A 14,909-nucleotide genomic window follows, 5' to 3' on the forward strand; every position below is an offset into this window, starting at 1 on the left:
ACTCTACATTCACGGATAGCACTGTCAACCCGTATGATGAATGAAATATCGAAACTTGGGCCGAGGAGCTGAACCAGGAATGGCCATCGATGAAGTGACAAAGGCGTCTCCAGGAGCCGCCGTGAAGTCAGCGGACCGGACGTTGTCGGTTCTGGAATATCTCGCGCAGAACAGCCATGCCGGCCTGCCGGAAATGGCCAATGCCCTGAACATCCCGAAGTCGAGCCTGCATGGCCTGCTGCGCACCATGACCGCACGCGGCTGGGTTGCCACCGAGGTCACCGGCACTAGGTACTCGCTGGGGGTCCGCGCACTGCAGGTCGGCACGGCGTACGTCGAATCCGACAAAGTTGTCTCGCGCGCCCAGAACATCCTGGACTGGCTTTCCGACGAGCTGCACGAGACGGTCCACCTGGGCCGCCTGGACGGCAGCGACGTCGTGTATCTGGACAAGCGGGAATCGCAGCACCAGCTTCGTATGCACTCGGCCCTCGGCAAGAGGCTCCCGGCACATGCCGTTTCCCTGGGAAAAGCCGTCCTGGCGGAATACAGCCCCGGGGACGTCCGCGCACGTCTGGGGGAGAATCTCGTGGCACTCACCCAGCACACCATCACGGACATGGACCGGCTCCTTGAAGACCTGGCCCTGACGCATGAGCGCGGCTATTCGTTTGAACGGGAGGAGAACACCATCGGGACCGCCTGTTTCGCCATCGCGCTTCCGGGACCGGGCCCGATCGTTGACGCGGTCAGTGTTGCCCTCCCCCTGGTCCGGCTTGATAAGGAGCTGGAGGAAAAAGTGATTTCCTCGCTGCAGACCGCCCGTCAAAGTTATTCACCACCAAGCACATGGGGTCGCTAAAATGGCATTTTTTGATTGGCCGCAGGATCGCCTCGTTTCCTATCTTCCCGAACGCGAAGAGCAGCCGGACTTCGATGATTTCTGGCAGGCCACCCTTGACGAAGCAGCCAGCCACCCCCTGAATGCAACGTTCACGCCATGGTCCGGCGGCCTGGATACCGTTGACGTCTTCGATGTTGAGTTTTCGGGATTCCACGGCCAGCGCGTCAAGGCGTGGCTGTTGCTGCCCAGGCACCGCAGCGGCAGGCTTCCCGGCCTGGTGCAGTACATCGGATACGGCGGCGGCCGTGGCATTCCCTACGAACGGCTGGCCTACAGCGCTGCCGGCTACGCCCATCTGGTGATGGACAACAGGGGCCAGGGCGGCGGCGGGAAGACCACCGCGGACACGCACGACCGAGAAGTTTCCGGGACCGCCCCCGCATCACCGGGTTACCTGACCAGGGGCATCGACGACCCGGCCAACCACTATTACCGCAGGCTCATCACGGACGCTGTCCGGGCCGTGGACGCCCTCGCGGCACACCCTGACGTCGACCCCAAGCGGATCGGCGTGGTGGGCGGCAGCCAGGGCGGAGGCCTGGCCCTGGCCGTCGGCGGCCTGCGCCAGGACCTTCGTGCGGTGGTGGCCGATGTGCCGTTTCTCTGCCACTACCGCCGGGCGAGCCAGGTCACCGACGCCGGACCCTATTGGGAAGTTGCCCGGTATCTGGCCGGCAACCGCTTCGAAGTCGAAAACGTCATCCGGACCCTGTCGTACTTCGACGGCGTGAACTTCGCGTCCCGCGCCACGGCACCAGGCTGGCTGTCGGTGGGCCTGATGGACAAAATCTGTCCGCCGTCCACGGTCTACGCCGCCTTCAACCACTACGCGGCGGACAAAGACCTGGCCGTGTTCCCGTACAACGGCCACGAAGGCGGCGGAGACTACGGCCTTCCGCGAAAGCTCGCCGCCCTCGAGTCGTCGCTGCGGTAAGGCGTTTGGTGCCCCCTCCAGCGGACGGCGTACCGGCGGGCACATCCAAGGCGTTGTGGGTGCTTTATGCGGACACCTTCATCATGGCTGTCGGGTTCTACATGCTCATCCCGCTGCTGGCCTTCCACCTCCTCGAAGACCTCTCGCTCACCATCGCGTTCGTCGGAGTTCTCACGGCAGTGCGGTCCGCGTCCCAGAACGGGCTTATGCCGCTGTCCGGCTGGATCGCCGACCGCATTGACTACAAGAAGGCCATCGCGGTGGGGGTGCTCGTACGCGCCGCTGGGTTCGCCTTGCTCGGGACCGTCGATTCGGTGCCGCTGTTGGTTGCCGCTTCCATCCTTTCCGGACTTGGCGGGGCACTGTTCCACCCGGCCAGCTACGCCGCGTACACCGCCCTCGCAGAAGGCAGGGACTCGGTGCGCGTTTATTCGACGCGCGAAATGATCTCCAACCTGGGGTTCGTCATCGGACCGATGATCGGCGGCCTTCTGGCCGGATTCGACTTCAAATGGGTCAGCCTGGGCGCCGCGCTGCTCTTTCTTGTCGCCTTCATTTTCACTGTCGCTGGGCTCCCCGCGGGACTTTCAGCACGGAATCCTTCCGCGTCAGGCATCCGTGACGTGCTGTCAAACCGCGGGTTTCTTCGGTACTGTGCACTCGCCAGCGCCCTGTGGCTGCTCGCCTCGCAGCTCTACCTCGTCGTTCCCATCCGGGCCGGAGATGTTCTCCCGGGACCCGTGGGCGTGGGACTCGTCTACACCGCCGCCGCTGTTCTTATGGTCGTCACGATGCTTCCCCTGACCGCTTTCGTAGCCCGCCGTTTATCCGCACGCGCCATTCTGGGCGCCGGCGCTCTGTCTCTTGGTGCCGGCATAGCCGTCATGGGGCTGTGGGGCACAACGGCGGGGCTGCTCGCCGGAGTCGGTCTCTTCACCGTCGGCCAAATGCTCTCGCAGCCCGTGATGAATGCAGTGGTCGCAGACTTTGCCCGCGGCGGATCCATCGCCTCGCACTTCGGCGTTTTTGGCCTGGCTCAAGCCGCGGGCAGCGTCGTCGGCAATCTGGTTGGCGGCCTCCTTTACACAATCGCCGGCGAGGCTTCCGCTGTCGCGCTCGTGCCCTGGTTCGTGTTTTTCGGCTGGGGAGGTCTCGTCGCTGTTGCGTTCTGGACCCGGGGTCCGCGTCCGGAGCAGTGAACGGACGACGGCGGGACGTCCCGCCGTCGTCCGCTTGCATTGGGTGCCGCTCCCCTACAGCGCCGACCTGGGAATCACCAAGTACGACCGGAATCCGCAGCCCTACGAGGCGCGCGTGAATGTCCCCAGCCCGGTTCCGTCATAGAAGTCCAGGGCGACGCTTGGCGAGGAGCCGCTGCCTGCTCCTGCAAACAGTGCACCGGCCACGCCGTCAAAGTGGGTAAGCGTGGCGTAGAGGAAGAGCTCTTCGGCTCGGCGCAGCCGGAGGCTACCAGCCGCATCCGGCGCGAACTCGCAGGTCCGGCGATTTCGGCGGTCTCAGCGTTCGAAGATGGCCGTGATTATCCCGCGCCCCAGGGAGTGTGCGGACAGCTTCGATTCCAGCTTGGCGGGGCTGAATCCGGCGTCCAGCCCGAGGTGTTCCACATCCAGGGCGTAGACCGTGAAAACATACCGGTGCGGGCCGTGTCCGGGTGGCGGTGCGGCGCCCACGTAGCCGTGGAAACCGGCGTCGTTCTTCAACTGGATCGCGCCGGACGGAAGCTGGCGCACGCCTTCGGCACCGGCTCCGGCGGGCAGCGACGTGACGCCTGCGGGGATGTCCAGCATGGCCCAGTGCCAGAATCCGCCGCGGCCCGGGGCGTCTGGATCGAACGTTGTCACGGCGTAACTCATGGTGCCAGCCGGCGCGCCGCCCCAGCTCAGTTGAGGCGATTCGTCCTTGCCGCCGGCACGCATCTTGCCGCTGCGCTGTGCGGGCGGCAGGGTCTGGCCATCCTGGATGGACTCGCTGCTGAGGTGCAGGGAAGGGGAACCGTGGCGGGTATGGGAATCGTGGGGAGACATCTGTTGCCTTTCAGTTGCTGGCGGAGTCGGCATTCCTGAACTCTTCGCCGGCGTGGGCCGCGGCCGGATCAACCGCACGACGGCGCCGCGTCGTAGCTGCGGTGTCCGGAGTGGTCGCGTTCGGGCTCGGCGAGCAGGCCGGTCTGGTGATAGTGCCGGGGACTGGCACCGTCACCCCGGCATAGGAGGCCAGTTGGCTGATTGTGAGCATGGGCTCCAGACCGCCTCAACCGGCGACGCCGCGGACCGCCTCGGCGATCGCGCGGAAGTCCTTGCGAAGGATCGCGCCGTGATTGCTCGCGACTTTGGCGTGAATCGTGATGTGCGGGTTGCGTTCGGCCACCGCGGGCACGCTGGCGCGGATCTTCTCCTGCTCATCCCCCTTGCTGCCGAACGACGTTCCGGATGCGAGGACATACCGGGTCGGGACGGTGATCCTGTCCATCACCGGACCGAGTTCCCGTTCACGCGCGAGCCTGCCGACTTCGATGTTGCATTGGGCCATCTCCAGGGCGGTCATTCGCGGCGTGAGTCCCGTCAGGCGGAGTGGCACCATCAGCCATTGCAGGCGACGGAAGACCCCTTGGATCCCTTGCACCATCTCATCGGTGAACCAGTCGTGCGGCTGTGCCCCATCGACCAGGACAGCGCCGATCGTCCGGTCCGGATTGCGGCTCGCCCAGTGCGCGGCGACGAAGGCGCCGTACGACCACCCGACCACCAGCGCTCGGTCGACACCTCGAGCCTCGAGCACGGCATCGACATCGCCGACGGCGGCCGCGAACGAATAATCCGCCGAACGTCCGGACTTGCGCCCACGGGCCCGCTCGTCGTAAGTGATGTGCCGCCAGTCTGGCCCGAGTTCGGCGATGACCCGCCGCCAGTAGCCCTGGGTCGCGAACTGGCCGTTGAGGTAGATCACCGGCGTCCCGGAGCCACCTGAATCGGTGACGGCCAGAGCAGTGTCGTCGACCAGTACCATGCCGGTCCATTTCGGGGTCGCGTTCGTGCTGATCATGGCGTCTCCGTTCCGTTCTGCAATGTGTGATCCAGCGTGCAGAGTTGACGCCGCGTCAGGGTCAAGCCTCCAGATGGGGGCTTTCTCATGCTCATCGCTGGTGTCGGCGTAGCGCTTGGCCTGTGGCAGGCTGTGCAAATGATCCACACCCCGGGCTTGTGGTCCCTGACGCATCTGGCACGGTCAACGTGCCGGGCTCACGAATGTGTGTAGATTCTGCATCCACTCCGCTACCTCCCTTGGTGTGCAGAGGAGTAGTAAGCAACAACGACATTAGTGCAGAGGAGTATTGAAAAACTAGTGCTCAACACCCGCCTGCACAACCGCGAAAACAGGCGGCCCGCAGTGCAGGCGAGTATGGAAAATGACACAGGTGCTGTCCCAGTGGGCGACTGAGGCAGCTGGGCAGGGTCACCTCGTTCCGCGCATCGCCGATTTGGAGGCCATCTCCGCGGCCAGGACCGTCGAAGCCCCGGGGGTGAGCAGGGAGGCCGTCCAGCCATGGTTGCCGACAATCCAGTGGCTGTTGAAACAAGCGGCTTTTGGCGTCGTGGACCCACACATCCAGCTCCCCGACGAATTGTCGCGTCCCGTGGGTCCAGCCCGTGCTCTCCAAGTCGTTCCACCCGACGAAAATTCAGCCGACGCGCCAGCGCCGCCGGCGATGGAAGTAAGCCTCGTGGCGGTCGTTTCCCCGGACACTGAACACGGAAGCAGCCACGGCGCCGAAGCCGTCACAGTCATCGCGGAGATCAAACCCACGCCCACCATTGCCAAGGGACCGAAGTGGGAGTCCGAGCCCATGAGCAGGTTAAAAGTGCCGTGCAGCGATTCACCAGACCACTCCACGATCTCCTCACCTGTGACGCCAATGAGGGCGACACCCGCCTTTTGATTACGGACATGCTCTGCGAGGGTTTGGGCTATGACAAATTCCGCGACCTGACAACCGAATACATGGTCAAGCAGGATTTCGCGGACTACGGCGTAAGAATTGACAAGCAGCTGATTGCCTTCATCGAGGTCGCGGAATACCGGGATCACCACAACGGTCCAGACGCTGGCGACAGTGATCCGGACAGGGATCGTTGACCCTAAGCTTCGAAACAAGTAGAGCGGACGACGGCGGGACCTCCCGCCATCGTCCGCTCAAGGCCCAGGCGGACGTCCTCCGCGATACTTTTAGGAGTTTCAGCGGGAAGCCGTGTCAACTCAACGCTGTGGTGCAGTCGATTGCGGGGAAACCTCAGGCTGGGAATGTCCGAGGAATCCATGTAGCAGCGACGCTGTTCCCTGCAGATGATCTTGCGCCGCCTTGAAGGCTGCCTCATCGTCGCCCCGGAGTATGGCGTCCACGATTTCCTGGTGCTGCCGGTTGGAATGTTCCAGGTTGGGTTGGATAAGAGGTATCCGGTCCAGCAGGTCACTTACCTTTGAGCGGACATCCGCCACCGCGAGTGCAAGGCTTGGCGATCCTGCCACTTCTGCGATCGCCACATGGAATCTTGCGTCCTTCGGCCGGTACAGATTCGCAGGTGCACTGGCCACCTCGGCCAAAGTCCTTAACAGGTGACCGCGCTGGGCAGGTGATAACGTCGCCCTGGCCGCCAAGGATGCGGCCGCCGGCTCGAGTACGCCGCGAAAGGTCAGGACGTCGTCTACCTCGGCCGGATCGAGTTCCGGGTAGGACCCCGAACCCGCAGGGGGCCGGCTGCACACGTACGTTCCTCCATAGCGGCCGCGCTGAACTTCAACGTATCCGGCCTTCTGCAGCTCGGCCAGGGCATCCCTCAGGGTGGCGCGCGATACGCCCAGCATCTCGGCAAGTTCCCGCTCAGCTGGCAGCTTGGTCCCTACACCGAACAGACCGAGTTTGATGTTCTGGAGCAAGCGTTCGATGGTCTCCTCGAAGGCGTTGCCGTGCCGGACCGGGCGGAGAATCGGTGCGGGGCTTCCGAGCAGTTCCTCTTCCATACGCTCATCCTAATCGGTCCAAAAAAAGGCCTATGGAAGGGGCCCATTGAAGCGGGAAAAACCGCCGCACCGGCCGGAAGCACGGTTGAACCGAGGAAAAGTTGGCCGAGATCAAAGAACCCCTTGACCGCGCTCGTGATCTGCCACACACTGTAACGAGCTTATGGTCTTATTTCATACCAATAACCTTGGACGATGGGAACTACAGTGGCATCCTCTGATTCAGCCCAGCTTACCGACGACAAGCGATATCTCCAGCACCGCCAACTGAAACGCGGGGCCGCGGGGTGGATCCTGCTTGCCGGACTCGGAGTTGCATATGTCATCTCCGGCGACTTCGCAGGGTGGAACCTCGGCCTCGCCCAAGGCGGCTGGGGCGGTCTCCTCATCGCATTTGTTCTCATGGGCGTCATGTACACCTGCATGGCTTTCGGACTCGCCGAGCTATCCTCGGCGCTTCCTGCCACAGGCGCCGGATATGGCTTCGCCCGTCGCGCACTGGGTCCCTTGGGCGGATTCGCCACCGGAATGGCCGTGCTCATTGAATACGCCGTTGCGCCGGCTGCGATTGCCATCTTCATTGGCGGCTATGTTGAAGCGCTGGGACTCTTTGGCCTGACCAACTCCTGGCCGGTGTATCTGGTGACCTACGCTGTTTTTGTGGGCATCCATCTCCGCGGAGTGGGAGAGGCTCTCAAGATGATCTTCGGCATCACCGCAGTCGCCGTCGTTGCCCTGGCCGCCGTCGTCGTGGGCCTGATCCCACATTTCAACGCCCAGAACCTCTTTGACATAGTCCCTGACGGCTCGCCCACCTCGAGCGCTTTTCTCCCTATGGGAATCAGCGGCGCCGTCGGTGCACTCGTGTATGGCATCTGGTTTTTCCTTGCAGTCGAAGGGGTTCCCCTGGCCGCCGAGGAGACGGCCAATCCGAAGAAGGACATGCCGCGGGGCATCATGGTCGCTGTTGTGATCCTGGTCGTCTTCGGGGCCCTGATGCTCGTACTCGTTCCGGGCGCCGCAGGGTCAGCCGCAATGAGTGAATCCGATAACCCCCTCCCCGAGGCTCTGCGCCTGGCGTACGGTGGCAACACTTTCCTGGCAGACTTCGTCAACTATGCTGGCCTCGCCGGGCTCGTAGCCAGCTTCTTCTCCATCATTTATGCCTATTCCCGCCAGCTCTTTGCGCTGTCCCGGGCAGGGTATCTTCCCAAATGGCTGTCCCTGACAGGCAAACGGCGGACCCCTTATTGGGCACTGATCGTCCCTGGCTCGATCGGCTTCTTACTGGCGGCAATAACCGGTGACGGCGCACTCCTGATCAACATCGCCGTCTTTGGTGCGACAGTCTCCTACGTCCTCCTGAACCTCTCGCACATTGTGCTGAGGAGGAAGGAACCGGACCTGCCCCGCGGATACCGGACACCCGGAGGGGTCGCCACCACCTCAATCGCGCTGGTCCTTGCTGCCGTCGCGGTCGTCGCAACATTTGTGGTCGACATATTCGCCGCATCCATAACAGCTGCAATCTTCGGCGCAGCGCTCCTCTACTACTGGTTCTACAGCCGGCACCGCATCGTTGCAGGTGCTCCCGAAGAGGAATTCGCGCAGTTGGCTGCAGCCGAGGCCGAACTCAAGAGCTGACACGCGTCCCGTCACGGTCCAAAATTTCTCTCATAAATACGATCAAAGTTACGGAAATCAAATGACGAATCAAACAACCAGTACGTCCGCGCAAGGCCAACTCGGCGTCGATGAGCTGAGGGACCTGGTCGCTTCCGGTGACATCGACACCGTAGTCGTTGCCATCACCGATTCCATGGGACGCCTGCAAGGTAAACGCTGCGGGGCAAGGTCTTTCCTCGAAGACGTGCTGGGGCACGGGGCAGAAGGCTGCAACTACCTACTCAGCGTGGATGTGGAGATGAACACCATTGACGGGTATTCCATGTCCTCGTGGGCGAACGGCTATGGAGACATGGTGATGCGGCCCGACGTCGCCACCCTGCGCCGGGTGCCGTGGCTGGAAGGCACTGCCATGATCCAGTGCGATATCTTCTGGCTGGACGGCCGCCCCGTCTCCCAGTCCCCACGCCAGATCCTGCGCGCGCAGATCGAACGCCTGGAGGCCTTGGGATACCGCGCCCATATCGGCACCGAGCTCGAATTCATCATGTTTGACGACAGCTACGAAGAAGCATGGGACAAGAAATACGAGGGACTCACCCCCTCGACCCGCTACAACGTGGACTACTCCCTCCTAGCCACAGCAAGACTGGAACCGGTCATCCGAAGCATTCGAACGGGCATGGAAAAGGCAGGCCTGGTCGTTGAATCTTCCAAGGGCGAGTGCAACCTGGGCCAGCAGGAAATCACGTTCCGATACGCAGAAGCGCTTACTGCATGCGACAACCACGTTTTCTACAAAAACGGGGCCAAGGAAATCGCCGCACAACAAGGCAAGAGCATTACGTTCATGGCGAAGTACAACGAACGTGAAGGCAGTTCCTGCCATATCCACTTCAGCTTGACCGACCTGGACGGCAATCCGGTCCTGGCCGGGGATGGCGAGCATGGCTTCAGCCCTGTCATGGAGCATTTCATCGCAGGCCAACTCGCCGGACTGAAGGAGCTGGCCTACTTCGTCGCCCCGAACATCAATTCCTATAAACGCTTCGTCGAAGGCAGCTTCGCTCCCACAGCCATCGCCTGGGGGCTGGACAACCGCAGTTGTGCACTGCGGATCGTCGGCCGCGGTCCCAGCCTTCGGGTGGAAAACCGCGTTGGAGGCGGGGACGTCAACCCGTATCTCGCAGCCGCCGCGCTTATCGCCGCCGCCATCCACGGTATCGAGAATGAGCTCCCCCTCGAACCGATCATGACCGGCAACGCCTACCAGTCGGACGCAGATCGCATACCCACCAACCTGCGGGACTCCCGTGCCCTGCTGACCAACAGCGAGATTGCGCGCAAATCCTTCGGCGATGACGTTGTGGACCACTACGTCTTCGCAGCAGATGTCGAGCTGAAAGCTTTTGACAGCACCGTAACGGACTGGGAGCGCAAGCGTGTCTTTGAACGGCTCTGATAGCTACCGCCCACGGATCGGGCTGACAACCTACTTTCAGCAGGCTTCCTGGGGCGTTTGGACAGCGGATGCGGCAGTTCTGCCGGGAACCTATGTCCAAGCGGTCGTTGCTGCCGGCGGCACTCCTATCCTGTTGCCGCCCGTCGGCACTGACCCATCGGTTGTGGAGGTCCTGGACGGACTGATCATCTCCGGAGGCAGCGATGTGGGCCCGGAACAGTACGGGGCTCAGCCCCACCGGCTCACCCGCGCTCAACCGGCGAGGGACGTGCACGATATCGCCCTGACCAAGGCAGCCTTGGACGCCGAAGTCCCCCTTTTCGCCATCTGCCGGGGAGCCCAGATCCTCAATGTCGCCATGGGCGGGTCGCTGATCCAGCACATCCCCGATGTGAACCCGGAGGCGGACTACCAACCGGCGCCGGGTGTATACGGCAACGTGGAGTTCACGACGGCGCCGGGCAGCATCAGCCGGCATCTGCTGGGAGCATCGGCCAGCGCACCTTGTTACCACCACCAGGCCATGGACCGGGTCGCTGACGGCCTTTCCGTCACGGCGGCGGCGGCCGATGGCACCGTGGAAGCCCTCGAAACGGCAACGGGCGGATGGGCACTAGGGGTCCAATTCCACCCGGAACAGAATCCCAATGATCTCCGGCTTTTCAATGGGTTCATTGAGGCTGCAACCAACTACCGCAAGAATCGAACGGAGAGCCCCGGCAATGTCCACGAGCACGTTTGACGTACTGAATCCGGCAACGGAAGAGGTAATCGAGACCATAACCCTTGCAACACTTGAGGACACTGACCGGGCAATCGAAAAAGCCGTCCAGGCATTCGAGACCTGGCGCCATGTTGCCCCTGCAGACCGGGCCCTCCTGCTGCGCAGGTTTGCTGCGGCAGTAGACGCCGACCTGGAAAATCTCGCCCAGCTGGAGGTCCGCAACGCCGGGCACACCATCGGTAACGCCCGGTGGGAAGCAGGGAATGTCCGCGATGTCCTGACGTACTACTCCGCAGCCCCCGAAAGGCACCTTGGCCAGCAGATTCCAGTAGCTGGAGGGGTCAACGTCACCTTCAACGAACCCCTCGGGGTCGTTGGGGTAATCGTCCCGTGGAACTTCCCCATGCCCATTGCCGCTTGGGGCTTCGCCCCCGCCCTTGCCGCTGGCAACACTGTCGTTCTGAAACCGGCGGAACTGACTCCGATGACTGCCATCCGGCTCGGACAGCTGGCAAGGCAGGCAGGCCTGCCCGAAGGTGTCCTGCAGATCATCCCGGGCAAGGGCTCAGTCGTCGGGGAACGATTCGTGACCCATCCTGCTGTGCGGAAGGTTGTCTTCACCGGTTCAACCGGGGTCGGTAAGCGGATCATGGCCGGCTGCGCTGAGCAGGTCAAGCCCGTGACCCTGGAGCTGGGCGGCAAGAGCGCCAACATCATCTTCGCGGATTCGGACCTCGAAGCCGCTGCTGCAGCAGCACCCGGAGGCGCTTTTGACAACGCCGGGCAGGACTGCTGCTCCCGCTCCAGAATCCTGGTCCAGGACAGCGTCTACGAGAAATTCCTCGAGCTCCTGGAACCAGTTGTGAAGGCCCTGAAGGTCGGCGACCCCAGCGACGAGGCTTCGTTCATGGGGCCGCTGATTTCCGCAGCCCAACACCGCACAGTCTCCGGCTTCGTCCCGGACGGGTCATCTGTGGCTTTCCAGGGATCCGTGCCGGACGGCAAGGGGTTTTGGTTCCCCCCCACCGTTCTTACGCCCTCCCGCGAGGACAGGGTGATGCATGAGGAGATCTTCGGCCCCGTCGTGGCAGTCGTTCCCTTCAAGGACGAAGCCGACGCACTCCGACTGGCGAATGACTCGATCTACGGTCTGTCCGGATCCATCTGGACACGGGACATCGGTCAGGCGCTGAGGATGGCGCGAGGACTCGAGTCGGGAAACCTCTCAGTCAACTCCCACTCCTCGGTGCGCTACTCCACACCCTTCGGCGGATTCAAGCAGTCAGGACTCGGACGGGAACTCGGCCCGGACGCCCTGAACGCGTTCACCGAAACAAAAAACGTCTTCATCTCCACCAACCCATAACGTCCTCACCACAAAGGAAGAAAAAATGATTGAAGTAATTTCCAACCGCCTCAAGGGACGCAGCGCTGTCATCACCGGCGGCGCCAGCGGGATCGGGCTCGCCACAGCTCGCCGCTTCGCCGCAGAAGGGGCTCATGTCGTCATCGCGGATCTGGACCCAACCGCTGGGCAGCGGGCTGCCGACGAGGTCGGCGGCCTCTATGTGAAGGTGGATGTCACCAGCGAAGAGGAAGTGAAGAACCTCTACGCCGTGACCCACGAAACTTATGGAAGCGTTGACATCTCCTTTAACAATGCGGGAATCTCGCCGGCAGACGATGCCTCAATCATCGATACAGGAATCGATGCGTGGCGCAGGGTCCAGGAAGTAAACCTGACCTCCGTTTTCTACTGCTGCAAATACGCCCTCCCTTACATGCAGGCGCAGGGGAAGGGCTCAATCATCAATACTGCGTCGTTCGTTGCGGTCATGGGTGCCGCCACTTCCCAGATCTCCTACAGCGCATCCAAGGGCGGGGTGCTGGCCATGAGCCGGGAACTCGGCGTCGAATTCGCCCGGCAGGGAATCCGGATCAACGCACTCTGCCCGGGACCCGTCAACACGCCCCTGCTGAAGGAACTCTTCGCCAAGGATCCCGAGAAGGCAGCCCGCCGCCTCGTTCACGTTCCCTTGGGCAGGTTCGCGGAACCGGAAGAACTGGCAGCAGCAGTCGCCTTCCTCGCCAGCGACGATTCATCCTTCATCACCGCCTCAACCTTCCTGGTTGACGGCGGCATTTCAGGCGCTTACGTAACACCCGAGTAACGGCCAGGTCTTCCGCGTGGACCCTATCCCCAAGGCACGTGCGCGGCAGATCGGGGGCGTCGCAGGGTTATTTAGCGGACGACGGCGGGAGGCACCCGCCGTCGTCCGCTTCCGTTGGGTGCCACTCCCCTACAGCGCCGACCAGCCGCCGTCGGACGCGAGGATGGCGCGTTCACTAATTAGGTATAGGGGTTTTCGCACATTCCTTGAACATAGGTATAGGGGATTTATTGCTCATTCTTTCGCTTCTGGTCTACGCTTTGATATCTGGCATTTGCATTTAGGCATTTACATTTAGCCGTCGTTGTTTCTGGGTCGACGCTTGCTTAACCCAATCGGATACTTTAAATCCCCAATAGAAACAGCGATGAATATGAAAGCTACGTCCGCTGACTTAGTAAATCCCTCGCCCCCGCCACAAGCATCGCTACGAGTCTGCTCGGTAATTCCAGCCGTGCTTGGGCCGCCGGCAATTACGGCTACCAGAGCATCAGTCATTCAGGCGTTGCCAATCCGCCGAGGTCGGACAAGTCGCAGAGCAAGCTGTCGTGGAACGACGGGTCCTGGTGGGCCAACATGTGGAAGTCCGGCAGCGGGTGGCACATCTACCGGCTGGGCCGCAGCCCGGAGACATGGATGGACCGGCACGAACTTCCCGATTGTTCCTCATGGCGGCGATGTAACAATCGCATGGGACAACGGGTCCAACAAGATTTTTAGGCTTAGTAGGGGGCGGGCTGATGTTCTGGCGTAAATGCGTGGCGATTGCATTATCCATTCTGGTTGGGTTCGCAATCATTACTCCGACAACGGCAAGCGCCGCAACGACGATCTCGCCGACCATAGACACATACGTACAGGCGGACAAGGCGACTACCAACTTTGGGGCTAGCGTCCGTTTGTCCACAGAGGGCCGTGCGAACATCTGGCGGAACACACTCCTACGGTTCAATGTTCCAGTTCCCGCTGGCGAACATGTTGTTTCGGCTAAACTGCGGGCATATTCGGAGGCATCCACAACTTCCACTGAGTTCGTGGATGTTTTCACTACGTCTGGCGGCTGGACCGAGAGGGGAGTTACCTGGAATAACGCACCAGTACGCGGGACGTGGCTGGGGAAGGCTGGCGGGTTCGCTACCGGCTCGTGGGTTGAATGGGATGTTACTAAGGGCGTTAGCGCAAAGGGTGGCGAGCAGAACTTCAAGCTGGAAAGCAACGCGCAGAAGTGGATCGGATTCAAGTCGAAGGAATCTTCGTCCGCCCTGCGTCCACGGCTGGTGGTGACGACCGCGCCTGACGCGGTAACACCTACCGAGGCGGCCGTAGTCCATGGTTGGGGTACGCGTGTAACTGGCGACGAGTTCAATTACACAGGTGCGCCGGATGCCACCAAGTGGATTGTTTACAACAGCGCCGGGCACGCGGGCCAGGGTATGCGGAGTCCACAGCAGGTTACCGTGGACGGCTCCAAAATGGTCATGACTGGAACTCCGGACGGCACGACCGCTGGAATGGGCGCGAAGTTCGCAAACCAGAAGTATGGGCGGTGGGAAGTCCGTGCGGCCGGGTCCGGTGATAATGAGTACCATATGGTGTCCATCCTGTGGCCGGATAGTGAGAATTGGCCCTGTGACGGCGAAGTTGACTACTCGGAGACGACTGGTGACTGGAACCTCATCACGTTCTTCCACCACTATGGATGTTCGAACTCGCAGACGTCGGCGTCCAGGGCCCTGGACGTTACGCAGTTCCACAACTACGCGGTTGACTGGTCTCCGAATGGGATCGTCGGCTACGTCGATGGGGTGAAGTGGTTTGAGGACAACGACCCGGCGCACCAGCCTCCTGGTTCGATGCACCAGACGCTACAACTGGACTGGTTCCCAGACAGCACTGCTAATGGCGCTGGCGAGATGCGAGTGGATTGGGTTCGCGTGTATACGGCGGCTGGAACGGCCTAGACCTACACGCTGACCCGACTGCCGGGCGAGACCCGGTTACGCAGACCCCGTGCGCCTGCCGTAGCACCCCGATTAAACTCAGGCGGACGA

Annotated in this window: 14 protein-coding genes; 10 read left to right on the forward strand and 4 right to left on the reverse strand. The window is 62.0% G+C overall.

All coding sequences use genetic code 11. From position 1 onward, the window contains the following. Positions 1–79 precede the first annotated feature (79 nt). The 3 genes from NIBR502772_RS21735 to NIBR502772_RS21745 are packed head-to-tail and all read left to right on the forward strand — an operon-like array spanning position 80 to position 3,037. Positions 80–862 carry an IclR family transcriptional regulator gene (locus NIBR502772_RS21735; protein WP_141141774.1) on the forward strand — a complete coding sequence of 261 codons (783 nt, stop codon included), beginning with the start codon at positions 80–82 and terminating at the stop codon, positions 860–862. A gap of 1 nt (position 863) precedes the next feature. Continuing rightward, on the forward strand, positions 864–1,838 hold the full coding sequence (locus tag NIBR502772_RS21740; protein ID WP_141141775.1) for an acetylxylan esterase: 975 nt from the start codon (positions 864–866) through the stop codon (positions 1,836–1,838). An 8-nt stretch (positions 1,839–1,846) separates the two neighbouring features. Continuing rightward, positions 1,847–3,037, forward strand: coding sequence for an MFS transporter (locus tag NIBR502772_RS21745; RefSeq protein WP_141141776.1), 1,191 nt, complete (start codon positions 1,847–1,849; stop codon positions 3,035–3,037). Positions 3,038–3,355: 318 nt separating this feature from the next. On the opposite strand, the gene NIBR502772_RS21750 is transcribed toward NIBR502772_RS21745, so the two are convergent. Genes NIBR502772_RS21750 through NIBR502772_RS21760 form a run of 3 tightly spaced genes read right to left on the reverse strand, consistent with a single transcriptional unit; the run spans position 3,356 to position 4,901 of the window. Next, positions 3,356–3,883 (reverse strand): YbhB/YbcL family Raf kinase inhibitor-like protein, encoded by a 528-nt coding sequence (locus NIBR502772_RS21750; RefSeq protein ID WP_141142217.1) that lies wholly within the window; start codon positions 3,881–3,883, stop codon positions 3,356–3,358. Positions 3,884–3,893: 10 nt separating this feature from the next. After that, the gene (locus NIBR502772_RS21755; RefSeq protein ID WP_246848630.1) at positions 3,894–4,094 is read right to left on the reverse strand and encodes a hypothetical protein; all 201 of its coding nucleotides are present in this window, start codon (positions 4,092–4,094) and stop codon (positions 3,894–3,896) included. 15 nt (positions 4,095–4,109) lie between these two features. After that, positions 4,110–4,901 (reverse strand): alpha/beta fold hydrolase, encoded by a 792-nt coding sequence (locus NIBR502772_RS21760; protein WP_141141777.1) that lies wholly within the window; start codon positions 4,899–4,901, stop codon positions 4,110–4,112. Between the two features lie 822 nt (positions 4,902–5,723). Here NIBR502772_RS21760 and NIBR502772_RS21765 point away from each other — a divergent pair. Beyond that, positions 5,724–5,993: a hypothetical protein gene (locus NIBR502772_RS21765; protein WP_141141778.1), complete on the forward strand. Its 270-nt coding sequence runs from the start codon at positions 5,724–5,726 to the stop codon at positions 5,991–5,993. A 120-nt stretch (positions 5,994–6,113) separates the two neighbouring features. On the opposite strand, the gene NIBR502772_RS21770 is transcribed toward NIBR502772_RS21765, so the two are convergent. Then, entirely contained in the window at positions 6,114–6,875 is a 762-nt protein-coding gene (locus NIBR502772_RS21770; protein WP_141141779.1) for a FadR/GntR family transcriptional regulator, read from the reverse strand. Positions 6,876–7,070: 195 nt separating this feature from the next. On the opposite strand from NIBR502772_RS21770, the gene eat reads away from it, so the two are divergent. From eat to NIBR502772_RS21800, 6 genes are all read left to right on the forward strand, one after another. Further along, positions 7,071–8,519, forward strand: a complete 1,449-nt coding sequence (gene eat / locus NIBR502772_RS21775) for an ethanolamine permease (protein ID WP_141141780.1) — start codon at positions 7,071–7,073, stop codon at positions 8,517–8,519. 61 nt (positions 8,520–8,580) lie between these two features. Further along, a complete protein-coding gene (locus NIBR502772_RS21780) occupies positions 8,581–9,963 on the forward strand; it encodes a glutamine synthetase family protein (RefSeq protein WP_141141781.1) in 1,383 nt (460 codons plus the stop codon). Further along, on the forward strand, positions 9,944–10,705 hold the full coding sequence (locus tag NIBR502772_RS21785; RefSeq protein ID WP_246848631.1) for a gamma-glutamyl-gamma-aminobutyrate hydrolase family protein: 762 nt from the start codon (positions 9,944–9,946) through the stop codon (positions 10,703–10,705). Before NIBR502772_RS21780 ends, NIBR502772_RS21785 begins: the two co-directional genes overlap by 20 nt. Next, positions 10,686–12,053, forward strand: coding sequence for an aldehyde dehydrogenase (locus NIBR502772_RS21790; protein WP_141141782.1), 1,368 nt, complete (start codon positions 10,686–10,688; stop codon positions 12,051–12,053). The genes NIBR502772_RS21785 and NIBR502772_RS21790 overlap by 20 nt, the downstream gene beginning before the upstream one ends. 25 nt (positions 12,054–12,078) lie before the next feature. Beyond that, positions 12,079–12,858 (forward strand): 3-oxoacyl-ACP reductase, encoded by a 780-nt coding sequence (locus tag NIBR502772_RS21795; protein ID WP_141141783.1) that lies wholly within the window; start codon positions 12,079–12,081, stop codon positions 12,856–12,858. A gap of 740 nt (positions 12,859–13,598) precedes the next feature. Continuing rightward, positions 13,599–14,819, forward strand: a complete 1,221-nt coding sequence (locus NIBR502772_RS21800) for a DNRLRE domain-containing protein (protein ID WP_141141784.1) — start codon at positions 13,599–13,601, stop codon at positions 14,817–14,819. Positions 14,820–14,909: the final 90 nt, after the last annotated feature.

Source organism: Pseudarthrobacter sp. NIBRBAC000502772, from assembly GCF_006517235.1.
In the GTDB taxonomy this organism is placed as follows: Bacteria; Actinomycetota; Actinomycetes; order Actinomycetales; family Micrococcaceae; genus Arthrobacter.